This window comes from Tissierellales bacterium (genome assembly GCA_035301805.1).
Classification (GTDB): domain Bacteria; phylum Bacillota; class Clostridia; order Tissierellales; family DATGTQ01; genus DATGTQ01.
Genome location: DATGTQ010000165.1, coordinates 1 through 26757, shown reverse-complemented (window position 1 = coordinate 26757; position 26757 = coordinate 1). Strand labels below are relative to the sequence as shown.

Here is a 26757-nt window from a genome sequence, read left to right as displayed (position 1 = left end):
CCATATTAAACATAGCATCTTGAACATGACCTTTCATTATATTACCTTTCATATCCATAATTGCATCTATTCCCACTGTATGGGCATCCGTTCCAGTACAGGCTCCTACTATTACTACTTCCCTTTTTATATTCTCTTTTATATACTCTTCTACTTCCTCTTTAGACATTACTATTCCTTCTACTTTTGGAACTTGAATTTTTGTATAATCTACTGTATGAGTACATTTACCATATACTACAAAATAGGTATATCCTACTCCTAAATCATTATAATAGGTAACATTTGGTTCTTCCAACCCCATTTCCATTGCCAATCTTCTAGCCGCTTCTTTAGCCTCGTCACCGTAGGTTACTGGAAGAGTGAAACTTAGCTGTACCATTCCATCATTTAATGTATCACCATAAGGTTTTACCTTAGTTAAATCTACTTCCTCAACATACTTCATGAATTTCACCTCCAACCATTAAATCTATAAATGGGTTAAAGTATCCTGAATCTTTTTTAGCTACTCCATCTAATCCTTTTCCACCAGTTCTAGACCTTTTTACCCCACCGAATTTACCTTGCTCTATAGTAGAAAATAAACCTTCCTCACTTATTTGATTTAATAATTCCTCTGCCTTTTCTAATACTACTTTTGCTCTAGTCTCAATTATTCCACTATCTTTAAAGGTAATTTCATTACCTAAATCCTTTGCATTATTAAATATATATTGTGCATTTTCTATAGCTAAATATCTGTCTTGTAAATGGGGTGTATGTATAGCTTCCGTCGGCATTCCTAATAGCTGAATTTCCTGATTAGTCATTATAGATACCATATTAAACATAGCATCTTGAACATGACCTTTCATTATATTACCTGTCATATACTTTGTAGGGGGCATATATTTTAGTGGTGCCTTCGGGAATATTTCTCTAGCCATTTGAGCCTGAGCCAATTCATATAAAAAGCCATTCTCTACAGATGGATCTATTTCAAAAGCATGCCCCAATCCCATTTGTTCTTCTGGTAATCCAGCTTTTACAGCAAATTGTTCATTTATGAATTGAGAAGCGAGTACGGTATGAGCAGCTTCTATTGCATCATCAGTAGTTAAGTAATTATCTTCTCCCGTATTTATAACAATTCCAGCATAGCTATTTATAACTCTAGAAAAATATTGATCTACAAGGGTTCTTTGCATATTAATGTCTCTGAACAAGATACCATATAATGCATCATTTAACATCATATCTAACCTTTCAAAAGCTCCCATAGCAGCTATCTCTGGCATACACAATCCTGAACAATAATTACATAATTTAATATACCTACCTACTTCCTCCCCTACTTCATCTAAAGCCTTTCTCATAACATGGAAATTTTCTTGAGTTGCATAGGTGCCGCCAAAACCTTCTGTGGTAGCACCATAGGGAACATAGTCTAACAAACTTTGTCCTGTAGTCCTTATTACAGCAATAACATCTGCCCCCTGTCTTGCTGCAGCTTGAGCTTGAACAATATCTTCATAAATATTTCCTGTCGCCACTATTACATATAAATAAGGTGTATTACCATCACCTAAATTATCTATATATTCATCTCTTTTTTCTCTATTCCTCTTTATTTTCTCTACAGACTTCTCTGCTATAGAATATATAACATCCCTTATTTCATCTTCATTAACTGTAGGAAGTCTTGTAATATCTAATTCACCAGTAGCTATTTTTTCACCAATAGTCTGAGGATCATATTCAGTTTGAATTATAGCATTACCAATCCAATAGGCAGCCCCTCTTTCTAGACCTCCCCCTTCCTTTATATTATCTACAACAACATTAGGAATAGGCCTTTTTATTTCATCTACTCCATCTACACCTAAAAGCCTTACCACAGTTCTTTCTGTAGATGTAGTAGTATGCTCATCAATAAATTCTTGTATATCTTCTGCAATTATTCTAGCTGCATTTCTTGAACTGTCTATCATTTTTGGATCTAAATTCAATTTACTTTCCAATGTAAATCAGCCCCTTTACTAAATAATTCAAAAAATAAGTCTTAATTATTCCAACTTTTAATTTTTTCAATCTTTAACTCCTAAAATCTTTAACTCACTCAACCTTTGATTCTCTTAAACTTCATATATTTTTATACATAAAATCCCCATATGCAATTTAAAATATCTTGACACATATTTCATCATAAACATTGAATATCTTCGACATATGTTTCCATAGGAATTTAATATTCCTAACATGTCCTTCCAAGGGTAAGATTGACTTTAAATGCATATTAAAAGAAGCATTTTATAAGAAGTAAAAAAATTTCAATTATCTTCTCTATAAAAACTTTTACAATATTTCTTCTGCTAGAACTATAATTTCCTCTTTTAAACCCATAAGTCTGGCAATATTTAAGGCATCTTTGGGAACTTCCCTTTTATCTTCCACTTCCATTAGCCCATAATCCATATATCTATTTATTAAATCTAATTTATCTATTTCTTGCCTTTCCAACTCTTTTTCCAATTCAAAAAAGTTGATTTTAGAAAGTCCTTTCACTTGTAAATGGGTAACTCCTTCCATATTAGCAATATTGTCATAATGGGTAGTAATTAAAGTTATACAGTCTCTTACCTTTAGATATTTAACAATGGCTCTTGATATAGCATAGCCTTCTTTTGGATTAGTTCCTCTTGCTAATTCATCTATTAATATAAGTCCTTTGTCTTTAGACTTTTCCAAAGCTTCTTGTATCAGCTTTACTTCTCCTCCAAAAGTACTAAGACCTTTATCTAAGTTTTGTATATCCCCAATAGATGTACATATGAAATAATTAAGTCCTAATTCCATTTCCTCTGCAGGGACAAATAAGCCGTATTGAGCCATGGCTGTTAAAAGCCCCACTAATTTCAAACTAACTGTCTTGCCACCCATATTAGCTCCCGTAATACAAGTTACTCCTTCTTTTAATTTTATAGTAATAGGCATAAAATTAAGTTTCTTTTCTTTAAGAACAGCTTCTACTTTAGGATGTCTTCCTTCTTTTATGTATAAAGAATGTTCCTCTAGTATTTTTGGCTTAGTTCCTTTATGTTTTAAAGCTAATTTAGCCTTTCCCAGAATAAAATCTATTTTCCCAATGCTAGCCATATTTTTATATAATCTCTTTTTTTCTTTTCCTATTTCATCGCTTAATATTTTTCTTATTTTATACTCTTCTTTTTCTTCTATCTCTTTTAGCAAATCCAATTTACTTTCCAAAGCAATTATATTATCAGTAGGCTTAAGACAATATTTTACATGCATATAGGTTTCCGAAAGATAAGTTAAATAAGGGCAATTTTCTAACTTTTTTACTAGTTTTTCCTCTCCCTTTGAGACTAAAACACTGCCATCAGGACTAATGTTTAGTTTTAATTCTTTCTTTACTTTATTTTTTAAAATCTCACTTTCCCTTTTAATTTTCCTAGTAATATTCCTTTTATCTTCCCTAATTCTTTTCAATTCTTCTGAATAACTATCATAAATATAAAACGTTGATATTTCTGTCCCTTCTGGATCTAATAAAATTTCTAATTCAGGTATAGGCTCTACCTCCATATCTTCCCAAAGTTCTACATTATATTTATCTAGAATTTTCTCTAGATCCCTTAATAGAAACAAAAAGGCTTTAACCTCAAATAATTCTATTTCCAATAATACTATTCCTTCTGCACTCCTTTTAACAGTACTTCTTAAATCTTTTATATGGGCAAATAAGCTTTCTATTCCCCGGGAAAAATGTCTATCCATGGCATAATCTATAAATAATTCTACCTTTTTCAGCTCCCTTTTTAATTTCTCTTCATTTCCTGGGAAAAAAGGTTTTATTTTGTCTTTATATATTTTCCCATAGGGAGTATGTACTTTTATTTCATTTAATATATAATGAATCTCTAAACTTTTCCCACTTTCTTTATTAAGGAAAACCATATTATATACCTCCTAGTAACAAATCGTATACTGGAAGATCTTTTATATAAGTCCTCATCTGAGTTAAAAACTTTTCTGGCTCAAAAAAATAACCTTCGGGTGCATAAGGATTTATTGTTAAAGCTATAAGATTTAAGTCATTTAATACTTCTACCTCTATTCCCTGCTTCTGAAATTTAAGCCAATCCTTTGGTTTAATAAAAATTTTTGTGCCGTCCTCTACAATTATTTTTACACTTTTATATTTCTTCGATGTTTGAATAATATCCTCTACTGTTTTCTTTACTAAAGAACCGGGAAGTACTATGTATTTTGTATTCTCTTCTATATTCTCCCCTATAATATTTCCACAATTTAATGCAGTCTTTACTTTCAGCTCATTAACTTTATACCTCTCATCTATTTCATATAAGTTATCCATGTTTTTTGTACTGTCTATAATCGCTACTTTCCCTTCTCTTATTAGTTTATTTGTTAACAATCTAACTTCCTTATCTTCTACTTTAGATAATTTAAATAAATTTACTAAATGTAGAGTTTCTTCTATTACTTTATTTATATCTCTACTGAGAACTGCTCCTGTAGAAACAATAGTGCTTTCTGAAATAGAAGGAGCGGCCGAAGACTTTCTGTCTATAGCTCCATCAATTATTACAAATTCTGCCCCTAATTGTAACATTCTTTCTGAGACCTTTTTTATTTCTGAAGATCTTTGAGGTCCTGCTATTTGAATATACCCCTTATCTTTTACTCGCCCAATAACTATAAAACCTAGGGGTGTTCTATAATCTGTTACTTCTAATATTTCAACTTTTGCATCTCCCATAGGAAGTAAATCTGTAGTGGTCGCAACTAAAGTTCCTTTTTCTACAAATATTTTGGGCTTTTCCGTTTCCGTCACTAAATCTAAAGGTTCCCCATCTCTTCCTGTAGAAGTTACTCCAATAGTTATATTTTTGTTTATAGCCTCTTCAATAAGAAAGTTTAAAGTAACAGTCTTTCCGCTATTTTTAGCCATCCCAACTATAGATATAGTTTTGTATTTTCCATAAATAAGCTCCAATAACGCCATTTGAACACCCCTTTTTATTACACTTACTTCCTATTTTATTGTCTATATATATCTTTAAATACCTTTACTTTCTGCTTTTACCCTAGTTGTTTTTCATTCCTTCCTATTCTTTCTATCTAAATCCTTTGGTTCTAATGCCCTTACTTCAGAACCTTCAAGAATTCCCGCTACTCCTGTTGAGTTAAAGTCTTCTTCACTAAATTCCTCTATATATTGGGGTTCTGTGTAAGTAGTAATGACTCCTTCATAATTTCTTAATACTACTTTAGTTGGTGACATACTAATTAAATAATTAGGCATTACAGGTATTTTGCCTCCACCGCCTGGTGCATCTACTACAAATGTTGGCACTGCATAACCAGATGTATGGCCTCTTAAAGATTCCATTATTTCTAAACCTTTAGATACTTTAGTTCTAAAATGTTCTATACCCATAGATAAATCACATTGATATATATAATAAGGTCTAATTCTCATTTTCACTAAACTATGAACTAAATCTTTCATTATTTTGGGACTATCATTGACCCCTCTTAATAATACCGATTGATTACCCAAAGGTATTCCTGCATCTGCCATTTTCCTTGCTGCTTCTTCTGTTTCTTTAGTTAATTCTTTTGGATGATTAAAATGCATATTTAACCAAATTGGATGGTATTTCTTAAGCATATTTACTAAATCATCAGTAATTCTCATTGGCATAACTACCGGTGTACGAGAACCTATTCTTATTATTTCTACATGAGGAATTTTCCTTAATTCTTTTATTATATACTCTAATTTTTCATCAGAAATTAATAATGCATCTCCTCCTGACAATAGTACATCTCGCACTTCTTTGGTATTTTTTATATATTCTATTCCCTTTTCTATTTTATCCATTGGTACTCCCGCATCTTGTTGACCTGCAAATCTTCTTCTAGTACAATGTCTACAATACATAGAACACTGATCGGTTATTAAAAATAGTACTCTATCAGGGTATCTATGAGTAATTCCTGGCACTGGTGAATCTTCATCTTCACTTAGTGGATCTTCCATATCTGCTACAGATTCATAGGTTTCCATAATAGTAGGTATTGCCTGCATCCTAATAGGACAATTTGGATCATCAGGATCCATTAGTGATGCATAATAAGGAGTAATTCCCATTCTAAATTTTTCTAGAACTTCTCCCATTTCTTTTTCTTCTTTTTCAGTAATATTTATTATCTTCTTTAAAGTCTCTACATCAGTAATTCTATTTCTAACTTGCCATTTCCAATCCGTCCATTCTTTTTCATCTACATCTTTCCATAAGTCGATATCCTTGTAAGACCTCATTATTAGTCCTCCTTTTTACTTTTTTCGGTCTTAAGCATATAATTTCTCAAATATATTTCTTAGCTCTTTACTTTCTCTTATTATTTGTAAAGATATATCTGCATGACCATTAGTATATCCATTGCCAATAATCATATTTACATCTTTTCCTACTCCCTCTGCTCCCAATGCTGCCTTTGTAAAACTAGTAGCCATACTAAAGAAATAAACTATTCCCTCATCTTTTGTGCATAATATACTAGACATTTCTGTATCTTGAATATTTACATTATTAATAGTTACATCGGCTAACTCACCACCAGTAACTTCTTTTAATTTATTCATCATTCCTACTGCATTGGTAGCATTTGCTTTAATATAATAATCCGCTAAGCCTACCTTTTTAACCCTCTCTATAGTCTTATCTCTAGAACCTACACATATAACTTTTCCCGTAACTCCTGCTCTTTTCTTTGCCTCATATAAACAAAGCATTCCTGATTTTCCTGTTCCACCTATTACTAATACTGTATCTCCTGGTTTAACTAACTTTGCTGTTTGAGCTGGTGCTCCCGCTACATCTAGTACAGACAATGCTAGATTTTCTGGTAAATCATTAGGAATTTTAGCATATATTCCACTTTCAAACAATATAGCTTTTCCTTTTATATCTACTTGGTCTACATCGGGTCTAATTTCTAATATTTCATCTATTACTAATGGTGTTAATGATAAAGATACTAAAGTAGCTATTTTATCACCGACCTTTAAATCTATTTTCCCCTTTAAATCTGCCCCTATTTCTGCTATAGTTCCTATAAGCATTCCTCCAGAACCTGTTACCGGATTTTGATGTTTACCTCTATCTTTCACGATTCCTTTCATTATTTTTTCTATTTCTTCTAGGTTACCCGCAGATTGTTCCTTAATTTGTGTAAAACTTGCCGAGTCTACATTTAATGTTTGAACATCAATAAGTATTTCATTACTATATAACTTCATATCGTTATCAATTTTTAATGCTGGTTGAGGTAAAACACCTTCTGGTTCAATAACTCTATGAGTTCCGTAAGGACATCCTTTTTTCATTATGTAATCCCCCTTTTAAGATTTTGATATTTTTTTGTCAATACTTCTACTACATTCTGTTCCCAATATATAATGTAATGCAAAAATTGTGCCATTTCTCAAATCTCTATGTATTATACATCATAAAAAAAGCAAAAGGCTATTTCCACCGAATAATCCTAAGTTCCCTTCAGCAGTCAATCTATGTATTGTAGCATCTTTTAAACCTAGGCTTGCAAATATGATAAAATAATATCATGAAAGTTCTTTGGTAATTGGGTATATAGGGTTACATAGAGAAATTACAAAGGTCCTAAAAATGCGATAACCAAGCGATGGACTTATCCCTTCTATGTGTAAAATATCCAAGATACAAAAGAAACCGATAATGTCGGAAGCTAGGACAGGTACTGCCCAAAATCAAACCTGTCGGGAATGCATAAGACCTAGTATTAGACTTGTTCTAAGAAACAGGAAACCACCACTTCTATAAGTGGTGATAGTTCACTCTGAGTTTATGATAAGTTACCAAAACCCTACTACTATTTTTATTTTCTAGGAAAGTACCTACCTAAAAAATAAAAAAGCATAGACTGATTGCCTAATTTTCGGCAGCTAATCCATGCTTTTTCATTTTATATTGGAGAGTTTGACGAGGAATTTTCAAAGATTTAGCTGTATGAGTAATATTATAATCATTCATTTTTAAGGATTTGAGAATAAGTTTCTCTTCTATCTGATCTAAAGTTTCCATTAAAGATATATCTTCTGATAAATCAATACCTTCTTTATAATCTTTAAATTTTCTGGGTAAATGTTTTAATTCTATTACATCTACATCATAAATACTCATTATTCCTTCTAATAGATGTTCTAATTCCCTTACATTTCCCTTCCAAGAGTAAGATAAAAATAATTCTTTTACTTCATTAGATAGATCTTTCACAGATCTATTCATTTTCTTGTTAAACTTATCAATAAAAAATTTAGTTAATATAGTTATATCTTCTTTTCTTTCTCTTAAAGGTGGAATTTCTAGACTTATAACATTTAATCTATAATATAAGTCTTCTCGTAATTGATTCTTTTTAACTGCTTCCTCTGGTCTAATATTAGTTGCTGTCAAAATTCTCACATCTACATCTATAGTATTAGTACCTCCTACCCTTCTAATAGTTCCATCTTGTAAAGCTCTTAGGAGTTTAGACTGTAATTCTATAGGCATAGAGTTTATTTCATCCAAAAAAAGGCTTCCTCCATGAGCTAGTTCAAATAAACCAGCTCTATCTTCGGCCCCAGTAAATCCCCCTTTAACTGTTCCAAATAATATTCCTTCTAATAGATTGGGGGGAAAAGCAGCACAATTCTGAGCAATAAAAGGCTGATATCTTCTTGGACTTGAATTGTGTATGGAATGTATAAATAGTTCCTTTCCTGTACCAGTATCTCCATAAACCAGTACTGGTACCTTTGCCCCTGCCGCTTTCAACGCCATAGATTTAAGTTCCAACATTTCACTACTTTCTCCAATTATATCTACAAAAGTGTATTTAGCTCTTTCTTTTTTAATTTCTTTAATTTTCTTATGATTAATATATAATTCTTTTTGCAAATCTACTATTTTTTCTGACATTTCCCTAACTCTAGTAACATCTTTAGAGATTTCAAATGCCCCTAATATTTTATTACTTTTTCCTTTAATAGGAATAGAAGAGTTAACAGTAGTAATTTTCTCTCCTTTATAATTTATAAAAGTTTGTTCTACATTTGATATAGCTTCCCCTGTCTTCATCACTGTTAATAAAGTACTAGTCTCATGAGATAAGGAAGGGTAAATTTCAAGTAAATGTCTCCCCAAAACCTTTTCTCTATCTACACCATCTATAATTTGAGCAAATTTATTGTAATATACAATTCTCCCATTCTTGTCTATTATATGTATGCCTTCTTCTACATAATCAAGAATTTCCAATATATTTTCCCTAAAGAACAAGTCTTTAATTTTAATTCACCCTTTCTAGGCGCCTAATTTTAGGCATCATACGCCGAATATTAGGCACTTCGTAAGTATTTTACTTAAATAAGTGCCTAATTGCTTATAATAATTATAGATTAACTTTCTCTACTGATTTTATTTCCTTCCTTAAAAAATTTCCCCCTAGTCTTCTAAACTTTTCTGGGGCATCACTGACATAAAATTCATATTTGCCACCATCTATATTTTCTGAACATAAATTATGTTCTTTAAGTAAATTTTTAGTAGCTTCAGCTGTTTCATATGCTGGATTTACAAGAGTTACACCTTTTCCAATAACCTTACTTATAGTATATTTAAGCATTGGATAGTGAGTACAACCTAAAACCAAAGCATCTATTCCATGCTCTTTAAGTTCTTCGAGATATTTTTCTGCCACTATAAAAGCTACTTCTGTATCTTGCCAACCTTCCTCCACTATTGGTACAAATAGTGGACATGATACTCCTGTTACTTCTGCAGAAGGAAGAAGCCTCCCTATTTTCTTTTGATAAGATTGACTATCAATAGTTCCAGAGGTTCCTATTACCCCTATTTTATTATTTTTAGTTGTAGAAACAACTTCTTTAGCCCCTGGTTCAATTACCCCTATTATTGGTATATTAAAATTTATCTTAGCTTCTTCTAAGGCATGTGCAGTAGCCGTATTACATGCTATTACAACAGCTTTTACATTTTTATTCATTAAAAATTCAATACATTGGAAGACATATTCTATTACGGTTTCTTTAGATCTAGTTCCATAGGGAATTCTGGCTGTATCACCAAAGTATATAATATCTTCGCCTGGAAGTTTTTCAATTATCTCTTGTAAAACCGTCAGTCCACCTATTCCTGAATCAAATACACCTATTGGTCTATTATCCATCACATAATCCTCCTTTATTATATTTTACTTGCAAAGAAGGATTTTTACAACAATTATTTAAATTGATACTGGATTAGAATTTGAACTTAATCTTTTCTTTTAATAAATACAAATAAATTACCTTGACTTTATTTAGAAAACTATACAAAATAACTGTTTAACAGAAACTTTACGTATCTCGTATTTCTATAGATGCTCATTATAGTATGTTACTTTTACATGGCATAATTACAGGTATAATTTAGCAACTTTATATTTAAATCTATTTAATATAGATTTCATATAAAACAATAACCCATTTCTTTCTGTTTGTTAACTTAATAAGCTCCTTTTAAATCTTTTAACGGTCTCTAGTAATTGCCAGATGATGATCTCATACCTTTTTCAAGAGCTTTATTTGTGGCATTTTTAATTACTTCACTAGAGATTGTAGCACCACTAATTACATCTACATTATATGAATTTTGCTCTTTCATTCTCATAACTATATCCTCAGCTTTTTCTCCCATACCATGTTTATGTTGAACTATATCAATTTTAATAATTTTATTATCCTCAACTGTTACATCTATAGTTGCTTTTACTAAAAGTGTAGAAGTACTTCCTCTATATGTCCCATTTTTAATGGCGGACATATCAATTTCAGTATAGTCCAATTCTTTTAATTCCTTAAACTCATAAGCTAATATAAAACCGATAGTTATAAAAATAATTAATATAACCCCAAAAACCATCTTCCATATCCTTTTAAATTTTTTCATAACATCCTCCTGTTATTTATATAAATCTACCATTTTAATCGGTTAGCACAGGTATATACTATAAAGCTTCCATTCTTTGCTTTTCCAATTATGGTAATTCTATATTCTTCAGCTAGTTTTATTGCATTATCTGTAGGTACGGATAATGTAATAATTATTGAAGTCCTAGATTTTATTGCTTTTATTACTATATCACTAGGAATTCTTCCACTAATATATATGTATTTATCTTCAAAACTAATATTCAATTTCATAGCACTACCAATAACCTTATCAAATGCATTATGTCTTCCTATATCTTCTTGAAATATTATACATTCTCCCCCTTTATATAAAGCACATGAATGAATACCTCTCGTTAAGTTATATAACTTGCTACGACTGTCAAATTCATCTATTGCCTTTAGTAATTCATTAACCTTTATAAAATTTTTCTTGTTTATATAGGATAGATTATTATACTTATGTCTTTGAAATACTTCAAAATTGTTCTGAGCAGAGTTAGAGAGTTTTTTTAATTTAAGTTGTTTGTATTGATTATCCTTTATGTAAACTTTAGCTAATTTATCTTCTTCAATATAAATCTTTCTAATATCACTGTATCTTATAATTATTCCTGCTGAATAAAGATAGCCTATTATTAGCTCTTCAATACAACTTAATGTGCAGAGTATTTCAATAATCCTATTATCATTTACATAAATAGTTAATTTGTCTTCTACTAGTATATTAACTAACTTTCTATTTAATGAATTCTCCCTATACTCTAATATTTCTCTTTTAATACTATTTTCCATGTAAATCACCCATTTTAGATTTTATTATCTTTTCTCTTAACTAAATTCATAGAAATCAAAAATAATAACACTGAAAAACCTATCATCATCATAATCTTTAATATACAATCATTAAGAGAATTTCCCATCTGTAATGTTAATAGACAATCTATTGTCCATCTTGTAGGTATTAAATAGGATAACTTTGATGCTAATTCAGGTAAAAACTCAACTGGAACAATACCTCCCATTAATAAAAAAATAGCAACAAAGGTTGATAAAATATTTGATACTTCTTTATTATCAGTAATTGATATAAAAAAATTACTTAAAGTCACTGATACTAAAGATAATAATAGTAATATAAAACTTATTTCAGCTAAATTACCACCAAATTCTATACCTGTTACCTTAGTAATTAAATATATAGATATTATAGACTGAAATACTACTACTATTATTGTACTTAGTAAATTCCCTAAAAAATATTTCTCTAAGGATATACTTGATATTAAAATTCTAGAATAAATACCCCTCTCTTTATCTCTACTTATTACAGCTGAACCATTCATTGCCCTCATGAAAGCAAACATTATTAGAAATGAAAACAACATATTAGATAAAGAATAGTCAGAGCTAGTCCCATCTAGATTCATACTTATTACATTTACAGTGTCTTTAATATTTTCTTCTACCCACTCAGTCTTATCTTCTTTAGCAGCACTTTTGGTTAATAAAAAATTAAATCTTTGAGCTTCCATAAATATTACGGATTCAATTGTTTCCATACCAATATCATTATCTATACAATAAACTTCAAAAGCCTTTGCATATTTTCCAGTTTCTATTGCTTCATTAAAATTTTTAGATATAACTAATCCAAAACTTATATCTCCTACCCTTATCTTATCCTCTAAATTTAAATTGCCCGTATTATTATACCGTTCTAAATTAATACTTTCTTTACTAGCTATAGTCTCAATATATAATTTAGAAAGTTCCGAATCACAATTGTCTATTACTTGGCCATTAAATGATCTTATATCGGGAATTAATAGAGATAAACAAACAGATATTAATATGGGTATAAAAATAAATACTAAAGTAAAGATTGGACTTTTTTGAGTAAGTAATTTTATATTATGCTTCACTAAAAAAAATATATTTTTCATTCACTAGCCCTCCTCGATCTACACTGCAAGATAAACAGAACTAAAAATAATCCTGTTACAGATAGAGCAATAATAAAGAATTTATTAATAGTTTCATATCTTCCAATATAGATTGCTTCCATTATTCCTTGATTAAGCCACCTTAGAGGGGAAAGATTTAATATTCCATTAATTATACGGTTGTTTGAACTAATTTTTAAATAACTTCCACCTAAAAAGGATAACAATGGTATTATAACGGTCTGAATAATCATTAGGCTCTTTTCATAATTTTTAAAGTTTTCATATATAAAGGTTCCTATGGAAACTGCCATAATAATATTAATAATAAAATAGCTAAATATTCTCATTGGATGTTCTCCCCAGTTTGTATTAAATCCAATTATAGTTATTATAAATATGGGGAAAATAATTAGTATTTGAACTATTATTGCAGAAATCATCCTTGAGGTATAATATTCAAAATCTGAATAACCTGTCATCAAAATTCTTTCTTTTATATTGTTTTCATTATCATATGTAAAAATTGAAAGAGGTACAATCATTACATACAGTGACATCATAGTAAGAACAACTACTCCATAGTAATCAAATGAATTAAGGCTATACTCAATACCTTGTGACTTGTTTTCAAGCAACCCTTCTACAATTACAAGATGAGGAACTTGCGTCATATTAATAATACTATTAATATTTAATATAACTATATTTTTCTTATTAATATATTCATTTGTTGAATATACTTGAATTTCATCTTTGTCAAAATATAAAAGAACATCAAACTCTCCTTCAAGAATCTTCTTTTTACCTACTTCAAAAGAATCTTCCCTATTTATAACTGCTTCCTCAAAATTATCTTCAAGTAATTCACCAATATATTGTGTTTTTTGAGAATTGGAAACCATAAGTATCCTGATTTCATCATAATCATCTAAGAACTCTCCTCCAAATACATTGGTCATAAAATATCCAAGTAATGCAATCAGTACTATAGGAAATATTATGTTAAAAATAACCCATTTCCTATCACTTAATTGGTATTTAACTCCTTGAATTATTAGGGCTATCACCTTAACACCTCAATCTCTCAATTTATTTCCAGTTAAAGTAAGGAAAACCATCTCTAATGTAATATCTGAATAATTAATGTGAATTATTTTTAACCCCTTTCTTGCAAGATAGTTTACTATAGAGCTTAAATTATGAACATCTTTAATAACTATTATCTTTATTAAATTATCATCTACATTTACCTGTTTTACACCTTCAATACTTTTCAATCCTAAAATTACTTCTTTATCATATTTATCTAGAGATAGCTCTAAAACTCTATTTTCTCTTACCTTGTTCTTTAGATCTTCCTTTGTTCCAGTTACTATTTCCTTACCATAGTCAATTATAGATATTCTATTGCAAATTGCTTCGACTTCTTCCATATAATGTGTACAGTATAAAACCGTTGATCCATTTTTATTTAATACCTTAATAGAATTTAAAATATGATTTCTAGACTGGGGATCAATTCCTACTGTCGGTTCGTCCATAATAATTATCTTTGGTTTATGTACTATACCACAACTAATATTAAGTCTTCTTTTCATACCACCGGAAAAATGTTCGACTTTTTTGTCTGAAAATTCGGATAACCCTGTTAATTTTAATGCCTCATCAACTGACTTTTTCAATTCTCTACCCTTTAAGTTGTAAAGTCGCCCAAAGAACATCACATTTTCCCTTGCTGTAAATTGAGTATAAAGAGCTATATTTTGGGGAACTAAGCCTATATAATTTTTAATTTCATTAAAACATTTTTTATTGTCCATACTATAAACATTAATCTTACCAGATGTTGGCTTTATAATGCCACATATCATATTAATAGTAGTACTCTTACCAGCTCCATTGGGCCCTAAAAACCCATGAATATCTCCTTCATTGATATTAAGATTTAAATTATCAACAACGGCAACCCCATTATACTTTTTTACTAAGTTTTTAAGTTCAATTGCATTCATATTTAGCACACTCCTGACAAACTACATCATAATTTAATTAAGTTATCTCAGCTTCAAACATATTTTTAATCACATTACAAATTCCTGTTGAATCATTTACTCTTCTAAAGTATATAGATAAATCACCCTTGTAAAGAGAAATGGAGACTATAGGCAATCCAAATTTACCGGCAGGTCCTATAAATTCAAGATATTCTAATGTCTCATCAAAATCTCCTATAAATCTTGTCATCTCCCCTACATTGGTGGTTTGTATTCCTTTACAAGACATGTCCTTTATCATTTTCAGTACAGGTCCTTGAAAAACTTTTTTCTGGATAGCTAATGGAAAAAACGACATAAGCATAAATTCTTTAGAAAAACTTGCTCCAGATGCATTTTTCTTAAATTCTTTAATTTTATTCCTAAATTCCTTCCTATCATTTACTAAATCTTTCTCAAAATAAAACGGACTCATGCTGGCATAATTTGTAACTGTTATTATATCTTCTTTAATGTTTTTTCTGTTATCTATTGCAATCCCTACATTTATGTACTTCTTATCATCTCCCATAGGAATATTTAATTTCTCCGTTATCACAAGCATCTTCCGCACTATAATATCATTAGTAGTGTAGTTATATTTTTTATTGTTGTTTTTTAATTCCAATACTTTTTCTTTTGGTATCCTTAATACTTCAAATTCATCTATTCCTTTCTTTGTACTTTCTTTACATTCATTTATAATAGTAGCTATTTCACTACTATCTATACTTTCCTTTTTTACAAAAGTATTTTTAATAGTTTTAAACGTTCCATCTTTTAGTAGCTTTAAAGGTATTTTTCTGTAATTTTTTATATCAGGAAGAGTCTTTCCATTTTTTATTGCTCTATATGTTTTTTCAAATAATGATATTAATGTCATACTTCCCCGGCCATCTGCTATAGCATGGTGGATACATAAAAATACTACAGTTCTTTTAGAATTCTTGTCTCTAAAAACTTTAATTTTTATAGGCGGTTCTTTCTCCAAATCTATTTTTCTATCTTCTAGTAAAATAAATCCTTTTAATATTTGAGAATAAAAATCTTCCAGTTTAAGATCATAATCTAAATTCACTTCTAATATTTCAGTTATATCCTCTATTTTATGCTCTTCAAAACCAACCCACTGGGCTCTCCAAAATCTTCCTTTACATCTACTTTTTAAATGAGGCATAGAATCTAAAACATGATGAACAGCCTTTAGAAACATATCTAAGTTAAAATTTCTATTAAAAATCATAGGAAAATACATAGTATAATCGCAAACTAATTTATTCATCTCAAGATAGAAGAATTCATCAGAATGTACTCTCATTTCAACTAATCCCCTCCTAAGCCCTACTTCGTAAAGCTATTGAACATGAGTATTCATCTTTTTTGCATTTTGTATTTAATAAATAGGTCACTCCTTTATATACTGAATTTTTTTCCATAACTGATATATCCTTTAAGTTCAGTAATAATCCTTTCCCAATACACTTACAAAAAGCTTCTTTTCTAGACCATATATAAGTGAATTTAAAGATCTGCTCTTCCTCTATTTCATTTAGTACAAATTGTTTTTCCTCATAAGTAAAAACAGAATTCATAGCATAATAAAAATTATCTGTATTTTTATAAACTTGTATATCAATTCCAACCTCATTTTCTCTACTTATAGCAATTGCAAGATACTTTCCTGAGTGGGAAATATTAAAATATATATTGTCCTCATCTGCTAAGTATGGTTTACCATAATTATTGTACCTATATGTAATTTCATGGGGTTTTAAATCTGTATAATGGGATAATATTTTTCGAACTATTCCCTTTTTCATTAAAAATAAGTATTTTTTCTCTTTACTTTTTATAAAACCTGCCTTATCCTTTTCAGAATCAGATAATAGGTCATAGATTTCTTTTAACATAAGGCTCTCAGAAAATAGGTCTATTATATATACATAACAACCTACGCCCCAAAAACTACATTCAAAGTCAGAAATTACAATTTTATCGTAACTTTTCATACCTAATCCTTAAAAAAGTTTACAAAATCTATAATTTCCTTATTTTTTAAATTACACATATTATTAATATCTAGATTCTTCTTCTTTGCTATTACTTTTAGAACCTGTTTTACTAATATATTCTGTTCTTTCATATCTAATTGTCCACCTAAGTAATAAAAATCACATAAGTCTATCCAATTACTTTCTATTATAGAATTTTTAATAATAGACTTGTGGCTTTTTTCACTATCTAAACCATGTATAAAGAATGCTACTTCCTTATTCTTTAATTCTGAATTAGATAAAAATTTCTTAACAGGCTTTGGAATTGTCCCTGCATATATACCAGTACCTACATAAATCTTCTTATACAATGATAAATTTATATGAGTATTTTTCCCTAAATCTACATAATCCACATTATTTTTTGCAACACCTTTTATTTTTTTTACAGTGGACTTTGTAGTACCATTTTTAGAATAATAAGCTATAAGTTGCTCCACTTTTTTTCTCCTTTCATATTTTTTATTTGGGCTAGTCCTAATTCATCAATCATAATATCTGCAGTTTTTTCGTATCCAAGGGACTGTTTTAAAGCTTCACTTTGTTCTTTCAATGCATTTTCAATTTCTTTATTAAAAAAGATTCCATCCACTATTTCCCTAAGCTCATCTATATCTATTTTCTTTTTATTATATCCTGAGCCACACTTATATTTTTGGATTAGTTTCATGTTGTTGATATGTTCAGGACTAGAAGGACAAATAAGTAAAGGCGTTTCATAAAATAAAGATGTGGTAACACCATTGAATCCCCCATGGGAAATAAATAATGCTGATTCATTCATAATTTTTCTATAATCTTCAAAATTTAAATTATTGTAAATACGTACATTTGAATATTTTCTTAAGTTACTCACATCATGTTCTTTATTACCTGCCAAGGTTATTACTATTTGAAGCCCAAGATGTTTTGTTGCCTCAATACAACTTTCAAAAAAATTTCCCCTAGTAGATATCGTTCCCAGTGAAATTAGTATTTTATCCTTTTTCTTAGGTCTTTTCAAAGTTCTTACATGATCTGCCCCAATAAATTTAACATTCCTTGGATACTGTTCTCCCCCCGGATGGAACTTACGTGAAGTCATAACCAAACACATATCATCTCCTGGAGTCATTACTTCATTAATCTTTACACATACATTTCCGTATTTTTTATTAATATTTCTTATTGATTTTTTAATATCTAATAAATAAATTCCCTGTGTTATAATCATTTTAAATATTGCCTTTTTTAAATAATTATTATTTTTACTTACAATAGAATCACCCATAATGCTAGAGAAAAACTTACATTGGGGAATATTGAAATACTTGCTGGCTGACCTTCCCCAGATTGAGAACTGATCACATACAAGTGCATCTGGTTTCTCTTTTAAAATTTCATTAACTGTATAATCCATAAGTAGATCTGCATCATGATAAAATGTAGAGAGCATAATTAACATTTTATTATGAATTTCTTTCCTTCTACCAATTTCATCAAAATATTCTTGAAATTCTTTTGGATATTCTTTAAGTACTATATTATTAACATCATTAAACTTGTGAAAATGAACCTTTGATGTATAAAAAATCATTTCAACACCTTTTTCCCCCAATGCTTTACACAGTCCGACTTGTGGATTAACATGCCCTAATAAGGGAAAAGAAAAAAATGCCAGCTTACCCATTCATAACACCTCCAAAATACTTACCCTAATACTTCTTTAAAATCAAACACCCATTATGACCTCCAAAACCAAATGAATTTGATAAAGCAATATTAATATTTCTAAAAACTTTCACATTTGGGGTGTAGTTTAAGTCCAACTCTTCATCTGGATCAATGTGATTTATCGTAGGAGTTATTACCCCATTTTTAAGACTCATTACAGTTACTATACCTTCAATAGCGCTACAAGCTGCTATAGTATGACCCAGCATCGATTTAGTAGATGAAATATTTATTTTACTTTGCCTATCCTTAAATAGACTTTTTATTGCCATAGTTTCATATTTATCATTTAAATAAGTCGACGTTCCGTGAGCATTTATATAATCTACTGAATCATAACAAATTCCAGCATCCTTCATTGCTATTTCCATTGTTTCAGCCATTCCAACACCGTCTTTTTTTGGAGCAGTTATATCACCAGCCTCACTTGTAAAGGCACTTCCCAGCAGTTGGCCATAAATTTTTGCATCCCTATTCTTGGCAAATTCATAGTTTTCAAGAACTAGGGTGCCAGCTCCTTCTCCCATTACAAAACCATCTCTAGAGACACAAAATGGTCTACACGCAGTTTCAGGCTCTTCATTTCTAGTAGATAATGCTAATATCTGATTAAAACCTTGTATGTATTGTTCCTCAACACTTGCATCTGCTCCTCCAACAATCGCAACATCTACTAGTCCTGACCTTATTAAATATTGTCCTAACACAATAGCATATGCTGATGATGCACAAGCTGATGAGACGTTGAAATTTGGCCCTTCGAACCCATATTTAATGGTTGTCCAAGCACTTATTGCATTAGGCATGGTTTTAACTATAAAATTTGATTTAGGTTTTGGATTCATACTATTGTTGTTCGTTGAAACAACTCCCATTATTACAGCAACCCTAGTCATATCCATATCTACCTTATCTAACCCGCTTGCTTCAATAGCCTCACAAGTAGAAATTACACCCATTCTGGTATTTTTCGTCATTTGCTTGTATTCTCGTCTAATAAATAATTCTTTAACCTTTTCATCTACTATAGAAGAATCAACTTCTGCAGCAAATTTAGTATCAAGTTTACTTGTATCGAAACTAGAAATATTTTTAATTCCATTTTTCCCTTCACAAAGATTGTTCCAATTTTCTTTCAGGTTATACCCAAGAGAAGATATCATTCCCATTCCTGTAATTACAACCCTAACATCATTAGCCATAATAATTCCTCCTAATTCATCCAATAATGTAAGTCTTCTAACTTGTAGATTTGACAATTTATTAAATTACCTCTTCTCCTTAAAACCTTATTAATATTATCTATACCGTAATATTCTAAAATATCTTTTGGAGTTTTTGATATTCCTAAAATGCTTCTCATAGAACCCAAAAGCTCATCCTTATCAACATTTTTCTTTAAAACGAAATGTGTTAAAATATTTGTATATGTACTTGTTATTCTTAGTAAAACATCTTCTTTATATTTTTCTTTATTTAAACTAATATTTCTCTTGAATTCTTGAGTATTAAACTGAATATATTCACCAAAACTTATATAATCATATTCACTACTTAACTTATTAATAATAGATTCAAATGAATCAAAATATAGTTTATTATCTTCTGTAACAAAATTATCTACACAGCTTTTTACAATTCTCGTCCCTGTCGAATTCAAAATCTCAAACGCACCCATCATCATAAAATCCTCTTTTAATATCTGGTCTAGCTCTTGGGGAGTTAATATTCCCTCTTCCAGTATCATATAAGTTTCAGCCATAAGAATTAATATTATATAGGAAACTAACATATTAACTTCCTTATGAAGTAAAATAGGTTCCATCGAAAAAGATAGAGCCAATTTTCTTACTTTATCCACATTTTTCATATCAGTCCAATCTAAATAATTGATTTCAACAGTTTTAATAATTTTTAAAGGATAGAAGAAATGAAGACCTAAACATCTACTTTTATTTTTCACATTCTCAAAGATTGCTTCTAAAGGTATAGATGAGGTATTCGTCAGAAAAATACATTCATCGTCTACCTGTCTTTCCACCTTTTCGAATATTTCTTTCTTAACTTCTAAATCTTCTATAACAGTCTCTATTACATATTGGCTTCCAGATACAAAATTATAGTTTGATGATGCTATGAAATTATTCATCTTATTATAATAATCTTTTTGTGACAATTTTTTTCTTCTACACATCTTTTTTAACTTTTTACTGTATTTGCTTTTTAGAAAATCTTCATCTTCTTTTTTTCTACACACCCAAACTATTTCTGAACCTAATTCAATTAATCTATCTATGATTTCGTTTCCCATTTTTCCTTTTCCAATTACACTAATTTTCATTGTTACCTCCTGAAAACTACAAATTAAACAGTATTACTATCAACACTGTTTTTTTTATTATTAATCATCAAATACTTAGCCCTTGATTTTGCTGCAATCTTGTAAAGCTCACTTATTCTAGAATAAAACTCCCTTTCAGGCAAAACTGTTTCGAAAACTGCATTTGTCAAATTATAATAATCAAAATTATTTATAGTAATCCTATCTTTATACATTTCCCATTGTTCAGTACCTGGAAAAGGTGTTAAAATTGTAAATCCAGAATGAAATATTGGATTTTCGTCAACGAAATATGCCAACTTTTCGAAGTAATCAGCGTCATGTTCAGGTGAGATTATATAATTCCCATTAACCTTTATTCCCATTTCATTTAAAATCTTGAGAGCCTCTTTTGTGTTCTTTACAGTATTATTTTTCTTATACCTTCTTAACTCTTCATCATCAATAGATTCCAAACCGCAAATAGCAACTCTTACTCCTGCCTTATAAGCCAGTTCCATTATTTTAGGATGTTCAATAACAAAATCAGTTCTAACGTCAACTATATATTCATGATTATCTAATCCTTCTTCTATAATTCTATTAAAGAGCAATTTCGCTTGTTTAAGGTCACCAAAAGTATTTGCATCGCAAAATCTTATAATTTCATATCTTTCCATATGTTTTATCTCATTGATAATTAATTCTACATCCTTGTGAAAATATCGACCATCTGTTATTGGCCAAATGCTACAAAAATTACATTTATGAGTACAACCCTGTGAGGTGCTAATATATTGTATTCTTTTATTTTCATGAGGTATTATATAATTATATTTATCTGTAAGCTCTCGATTAGGCATTATATTATCTAGTACATAATTTTCTTTTATTTCCTTGTAGCTAAGCTTACATAGAAGCTTTGTATACTTTAAACTAGCGCCATCTGTAAATGCAAGTCCCGGTATGTGAGAAAAATCTGCATTATCTCTGCCATTTACCTTCAACTCTTTTATAATATCTCTATAGCTTGCTTTTCCTAAACCAACAGTTATTAAGTCCACACTAGAATCAATAAAATCACCAGTGCATAAAGTAGGATGAATTCCCCCAACAGTAGTAAATATATTTTTATCAACCTTCTTTACATACTTAAGCATCTTCTTAACAGAATTATACTGTGCTGTAATACAAGTAAATGAAACTATATCTGGTCTAAATTCATTTATAGTGTCAATTAGTCCTTCTATACAATCGTATTGAGGATTGTTATCTGATTCTGTCTTTTGATCTAATATAAGAATTTCTTCATCTGGTATTACACCTGCTATTTCATTTAATGCAAGGGGTGGCCCTACCATAACTCTCAAAGACATGGCCTCTTTCCCTTTTTTATCTGCATACCTGATCATTCTAAACTTATGAGGAATTGGTGGGTTTACAAGTAAAACTCTCATTAAATTTATCCTCCTATAAAATAATTCTATTGACTTTTATACTATAAATCTTAATGTAAATCCAGCTTGCATAAATTTACTAACTTCCATTACAAAGCTCATAATTAAGTCTCCATCTTTAAACTTTTTACTTTTAAGCAATCTATCAATAGAAACTAGTCCTGCTGGTGGTCCAATATACCCTATATCTGACAATGTATTGAAAAATATTTCTTTAGGTATTCCAATTTGTTTACATTCTTCCTGAATTAGTTCAATAACAGATTTAGATGGCATATTAATAACAAATGCAGCCAATTGGTTAATGTCAATTTTCTTTAATGCTAACATCCTTTGAAGGGCATTAAAAAAAATAGTTCTTTCGTTTTCTTCATAAGCATACTCATTTAGAACATTAATATATAACTGTTTAATGTGATGTGCACCTTCATTATACTCGTCAACAGGATTAGTAAGATAGTTTTTATAATTATTTCCCATAGCCGATGGATATTCAGTCCCGGCTGATTCAACATATGTATCTTCTAAGAATAATCCTCCTTTTTCTTCATCCGTTGATGTCAAAACAAAAGCTCCTGCACCATCGCATAAATACCACCTCAAAAAAATATCTTCCTTTGTTATAAGATTCTGGTTATAATATCCAGGTAAGAAACATGAGCTTATTACATTTGATGAAACAACTAAAGCATTTTTATATTCTCCTAATTTCAACATGCTATGGGCTAATTTAATTGCTTTATATACGGAAGTACAATTAGCATGAATTTGATATTCTGCACAAAGCCCCATTCCTAGTTCACCTTGTAACCTAGCAGAAAAAGGTGGCATTTGATGGGAATATCCACCTCCGTAAATCAATAGATCGATATCATCAATATTAATATTTGCGTCTTCAATAGCTCTTTTAGTTGCTTCAATTGAAAGTGTAAGGTTATCATCATCAAAGGTTCTAGTCTTAGCATTATAAGCGTAGTGACAATATTCAATTCCCAGCATTTCCTTCATTACAGGTTGAATTCTGTTAGTCCATTTTTTAATCCTTGGAGAAATATTTTTAAATTCTCCTAAATATTCATTAATATCATCAAATTTAACCTTGTTTTTTGCTAAAACAGAACTAGTTCCAATTAATTTAACATTTTTCAATTACCATTCACCCTTCCTAATGTATCAAATTCAATTAAATATTCTCCTACCTTTTCCAGATTATACAACTCATCTTTCTCTAATATAAAATCCATAAGATCCTCACAATAATTAAATACTTCTTTTTTAGGACAGCTTTTGTGGAACAGCCCCTTCTCTATAGCTAATTCCGAAGATATCAGTTGACCATCCAAAACCATAGTTACTGCATTTCCAAGACCAAGTATCTCAAAAGCCCTATATGTTCCTGTAGCGCCAGGTAGGAGACCAAAAGTTGATTCTGGAAACCCAATAATACTTCCTTCAGCACAAATTCTTATATGTCCGGAAAGTGCCAACTCAAGCCCAGACCCTATACAGAATCCTTTAACAGCTGTTATTACAGGTATTTTCATCTTATTTATCCCACAAAATATAGATTTATTTTTTATAAACCAATTAGGATAGGACAAAACTTTTCCACCTTCTATTATAGAATTGTCAATTACTTTATCTATTAATTCATCTACATCTGCCCCTGAACTAAAATGTCTTCCATGTCCTTTTATTATTAGCCCATGGATATCAGAAGGAAATACATACTCTGAAAAAACCTCTATGAGATCATTTATTAAATTATTTGTCATCTGATTACCTTTAGGCCCTTTAAGAGTTAACATACCTACTTTTTCATTGATACTAAAACTCAAATTAGTTAAAGCTATATCCATATTCTTGTCCCCTTAAAAACTTTATTTTATCAGTAATTTAGCTTCTTATATGCTAGTTGACAAAACATTTCACTTTCTTCCTGAAGTATCATCCCCAAATCATCAGTTATTCTATTGAAATCTTTATATACTTTAAAGGTCTTAAGTATAGCTTTTATTTGATAATTTGGTTTGTTCCTTACAGCAATATTTAAAAACCTTTCTAATTCCTTAAACGATGGTGAAACTTCCTTGCTTATAATACCTAGCTTGAATAATGCAGAATTATCAATACTATCAATATTAATTTCATGGTGCTTTATACCTGTAAAGATTTCAATATTTTTAATTTCACTTAAATCAGAAACATTAAAACTATAAATGGTATTAGAAAGAGCAAATCTCACATGGGTTGTTAAACTGAATTTTAACGCTTCTAAGTTTATTTTGTTTTTTAAAATACTTAAAGTTAAGAAAGATTGGTTCTCTAATTTACTATAATATGAATTGTAATTATCTCCAATATGTTTTGAGAAGTTTTCATCAATCTCTATAACAACACATTTCAAATCTTCCTTTTCTGAATATACATTTAATAAGTAATCTAATCCCGATATATTTACATAACATACATCTTCTATAATAGTTAAATCCTGCTCCATTTTAATCACCCCTGCATACTTAATTCTTTCTTCAATTCATCAGGAATATCGTAGATAACCCTATCATTTGACAATAAAATCATTTTCACAGTCGCTTTTGTACATAAAATATCACCATCAGTTAAGTATATTTTATGTTTTGCAACAATATAGATACCTGAATAACTCCATTCTGTCATTATATAAATATCTACAAAAGCTTTTAGTTCCCTTATATACTTTATTTTCGATTCTATTACAGCGGGAAATAATTCATTCTTTATTAGATAAGAAGCGATAGCAGAGTTATTAAACATCTGCCATCTAGCCTCTTCAAGATAATTGAAGTAAACTGAATTATTTACGTGACCAAAAGAATCTAACTCATAACCACGGACTTTTAAATCATATCTTGTAATCATAACCAACATCCTTTTTAACAGTAACAACTTTTATTAGATTTTGTTAATACTTTTTCTAGTTTTTTGAACCTACTTTCCATATACGGAACATGATTATCAGCTAGTAGTTTCTTATAATACCAATAGATAAAATTATTTCTGGCATATAACCTATGAGGTTCTTCATAATGCAAATGTCCATTTTTCTCATAAAATTTCATTTCAGCAGTACCGCCGAAATACTTTCCATCAGACTCAAATTTTATATATTCATTCTTTTTTAACTCTATAACTCCTAATTCATAGCTAAAAGGAGGAATGGTGAAAGATACCCTTCCAGTACAACCAACATCTAAGTGGTCTCTATTAAAATTCATCCAGACAAAAGGTTTCATATTAAACCATTTGTGGAAGTTGTCTGCTACATATATTTGATTAAATAAATCTTCTATATTTGTTAATTTAGAATCTATTGAAAATATTGAGTTAATATTAATAGGCCCTTTGGATAAAATAATTCCATCACTCCCTTCTCCACATTTGACTAGTAGGATTTCCCTACTAATTTAGTAAAGTATCCACTTTCCATTTTATATGCCAAATCCTGAGGGTCATACAGACTTGAATTTATGGTATTTATAATACTTCTAATCTGATCCATAGATTTTTCCTTTGTTAACTTTTCGATAAAACCTATAGCATAGGGAAGTTCCTCTCCCGAAGAAACTACACAATCTATGATTCCCAACTTTAGTCCTTCATCAGCACTTACCATTTCACCTTTTATTATGAATTCAATTGCCTTGGATTTTCCAATTAAGTTTGTCAATCTTATATTTCCTCCCATACCTGGCATTAAACCTATATTCGATTCAGGTAAAGAAATAAAAGCTTTTTTTGAAGCTATTCTAAATTGACAACTTAAAGCTATTTCAAACCCTGCACCAAAACATGCTCCATTTATGGCTGCTATCGTTATTAAGGGCAATCTTTCTATATATTTAAGTAAATCCTTTCCCCTATTCAATACTTCCATGAAATCTTCTAATCTACCTTTGTACTTATTAAACTCCTCAATATCAGCTCCCGATGTAAAATACCTACCAGTTCCTGTTATTATCATTGCTATAAAATTATAATCATTAATTATTTCGTTAAGTGTTTCAAGTTCAATAAATTCAGGTACCTTTACTTTGTTTTGCTTCCCGTTCTTTAAATATAAAATACAAATATCCTTATACTTTTTCAGTTCAACTAAATCACTTTTGTATAACAGTTCACCA

Annotated in this window: 26 protein-coding genes; all 26 read right to left on the bottom strand. The window is 29.8% G+C overall.

What is annotated here, in order from left to right; all coding sequences use genetic code 11:
* Positions 1-448: OAM dimerization domain-containing protein (locus VK071_08455; protein ID HLR35339.1), on the bottom strand; the 448-nt coding region annotated here is incomplete at its 3' end.
* On the bottom strand, positions 435-2003 hold the full coding sequence (locus VK071_08450; GenBank protein ID HLR35338.1) for a lysine 5,6-aminomutase subunit alpha: 1569 nt from the start codon (positions 2001-2003) through the stop codon (positions 435-437). The genes VK071_08455 and VK071_08450, both read right to left, overlap by 14 nt.
* A gap of 334 nt (positions 2004-2337) precedes the next feature.
* Positions 2338-3960 (bottom strand): DNA mismatch repair protein MutS, encoded by a 1623-nt coding sequence (locus VK071_08445; protein HLR35337.1) that lies wholly within the window; start codon positions 3958-3960, stop codon positions 2338-2340.
* A 1-nt stretch (position 3961) separates the two neighbouring features.
* Positions 3962-5032 carry a hypothetical protein gene (locus tag VK071_08440; GenBank protein ID HLR35336.1) on the bottom strand — a complete coding sequence of 357 codons (1071 nt, stop codon included), beginning with the start codon at positions 5030-5032 and terminating at the stop codon, positions 3962-3964.
* Positions 5033-5125: 93 nt separating this feature from the next.
* Positions 5126-6355: a lysine 2,3-aminomutase gene (gene ablA, locus VK071_08435; GenBank protein ID HLR35335.1), complete on the bottom strand. Its 1230-nt coding sequence runs from the start codon at positions 6353-6355 to the stop codon at positions 5126-5128.
* A 30-nt stretch (positions 6356-6385) separates the two neighbouring features.
* Positions 6386-7423: a zinc-binding dehydrogenase gene (locus tag VK071_08430; GenBank protein HLR35334.1), complete on the bottom strand. Its 1038-nt coding sequence runs from the start codon at positions 7421-7423 to the stop codon at positions 6386-6388.
* Between the two features lie 580 nt (positions 7424-8003).
* The gene (locus VK071_08425) at positions 8004-9374 is read right to left on the bottom strand and encodes a sigma 54-interacting transcriptional regulator (protein HLR35333.1); all 1371 of its coding nucleotides are present in this window, start codon (positions 9372-9374) and stop codon (positions 8004-8006) included.
* Between the two features lie 133 nt (positions 9375-9507).
* The gene (murI, locus tag VK071_08420; GenBank protein HLR35332.1) at positions 9508-10305 is read right to left on the bottom strand and encodes a glutamate racemase; all 798 of its coding nucleotides are present in this window, start codon (positions 10303-10305) and stop codon (positions 9508-9510) included.
* A gap of 350 nt (positions 10306-10655) precedes the next feature.
* Positions 10656-11066: an FMN-binding protein gene (locus VK071_08415; GenBank protein ID HLR35331.1), complete on the bottom strand. Its 411-nt coding sequence runs from the start codon at positions 11064-11066 to the stop codon at positions 10656-10658.
* Positions 11067-11092: 26 nt separating this feature from the next.
* Positions 11093-11863, bottom strand: coding sequence for a formate dehydrogenase accessory sulfurtransferase FdhD (gene fdhD, locus VK071_08410; GenBank protein HLR35330.1), 771 nt, complete (start codon positions 11861-11863; stop codon positions 11093-11095).
* Positions 11864-11877: 14 nt separating this feature from the next.
* Positions 11878-13014 (bottom strand): ABC transporter permease, encoded by a 1137-nt coding sequence (locus tag VK071_08405; protein ID HLR35329.1) that lies wholly within the window; start codon positions 13012-13014, stop codon positions 11878-11880.
* Positions 13011-14084 carry an ABC transporter permease gene (locus tag VK071_08400; protein ID HLR35328.1) on the bottom strand — a complete coding sequence of 358 codons (1074 nt, stop codon included), beginning with the start codon at positions 14082-14084 and terminating at the stop codon, positions 13011-13013. Before VK071_08400 ends, VK071_08405 begins: the two co-directional genes overlap by 4 nt.
* Before the next feature lie 9 nt (positions 14085-14093).
* The gene (locus VK071_08395) at positions 14094-15029 is read right to left on the bottom strand and encodes an ATP-binding cassette domain-containing protein (GenBank protein ID HLR35327.1); all 936 of its coding nucleotides are present in this window, start codon (positions 15027-15029) and stop codon (positions 14094-14096) included.
* 37 nt (positions 15030-15066) lie between these two features.
* Entirely contained in the window at positions 15067-16368 is a 1302-nt protein-coding gene (locus VK071_08390; protein ID HLR35326.1) for a condensation domain-containing protein, read from the bottom strand.
* A gap of 16 nt (positions 16369-16384) precedes the next feature.
* Positions 16385-17059 (bottom strand): 4'-phosphopantetheinyl transferase superfamily protein, encoded by a 675-nt coding sequence (locus VK071_08385; protein ID HLR35325.1) that lies wholly within the window; start codon positions 17057-17059, stop codon positions 16385-16387.
* A gap of 2 nt (positions 17060-17061) precedes the next feature.
* Positions 17062-17544 carry a flavodoxin domain-containing protein gene (locus VK071_08380; GenBank protein ID HLR35324.1) on the bottom strand — a complete coding sequence of 161 codons (483 nt, stop codon included), beginning with the start codon at positions 17542-17544 and terminating at the stop codon, positions 17062-17064.
* Complete coding sequence (locus VK071_08375; GenBank protein HLR35323.1) at positions 17529-18773, bottom strand: glycosyltransferase; 1245 nt, start codon at positions 18771-18773, stop codon at positions 17529-17531. Before VK071_08375 ends, VK071_08380 begins: the two co-directional genes overlap by 16 nt.
* A 25-nt stretch (positions 18774-18798) precedes the next feature.
* The gene (locus tag VK071_08370) at positions 18799-20019 is read right to left on the bottom strand and encodes a beta-ketoacyl-[acyl-carrier-protein] synthase family protein (protein HLR35322.1); all 1221 of its coding nucleotides are present in this window, start codon (positions 20017-20019) and stop codon (positions 18799-18801) included.
* An 11-nt stretch (positions 20020-20030) separates the two neighbouring features.
* A complete protein-coding gene (locus tag VK071_08365) occupies positions 20031-21158 on the bottom strand; it encodes a 3-hydroxyacyl-CoA dehydrogenase family protein (protein HLR35321.1) in 1128 nt (375 codons plus the stop codon).
* A gap of 23 nt (positions 21159-21181) precedes the next feature.
* Entirely contained in the window at positions 21182-22594 is a 1413-nt protein-coding gene (locus VK071_08360) for a radical SAM protein (protein HLR35320.1), read from the bottom strand.
* A gap of 36 nt (positions 22595-22630) precedes the next feature.
* Positions 22631-23743 (bottom strand): 3-oxoacyl-ACP synthase III family protein, encoded by a 1113-nt coding sequence (locus tag VK071_08355; GenBank protein ID HLR35319.1) that lies wholly within the window; start codon positions 23741-23743, stop codon positions 22631-22633.
* Positions 23740-24453 carry an enoyl-CoA hydratase/isomerase family protein gene (locus tag VK071_08350; protein ID HLR35318.1) on the bottom strand — a complete coding sequence of 238 codons (714 nt, stop codon included), beginning with the start codon at positions 24451-24453 and terminating at the stop codon, positions 23740-23742. The genes VK071_08355 and VK071_08350 overlap by 4 nt, the downstream gene beginning before the upstream one ends.
* 29 nt (positions 24454-24482) lie before the next feature.
* On the bottom strand, positions 24483-25094 hold the full coding sequence (locus tag VK071_08345; GenBank protein HLR35317.1) for a hypothetical protein: 612 nt from the start codon (positions 25092-25094) through the stop codon (positions 24483-24485).
* A 5-nt stretch (positions 25095-25099) separates the two neighbouring features.
* Positions 25100-25495, bottom strand: a complete 396-nt coding sequence (locus tag VK071_08340; protein HLR35316.1) for a thioesterase family protein — start codon at positions 25493-25495, stop codon at positions 25100-25102.
* Positions 25496-25509: 14 nt separating this feature from the next.
* On the bottom strand, positions 25510-25851 hold the full coding sequence (locus VK071_08335) for a hypothetical protein (protein ID HLR35315.1): 342 nt from the start codon (positions 25849-25851) through the stop codon (positions 25510-25512).
* Between the two features lie 167 nt (positions 25852-26018).
* Positions 26019-26757 (bottom strand): enoyl-CoA hydratase/isomerase family protein (locus tag VK071_08330; protein HLR35314.1); only part of this gene is annotated, 739 nt, incomplete at its 5' end.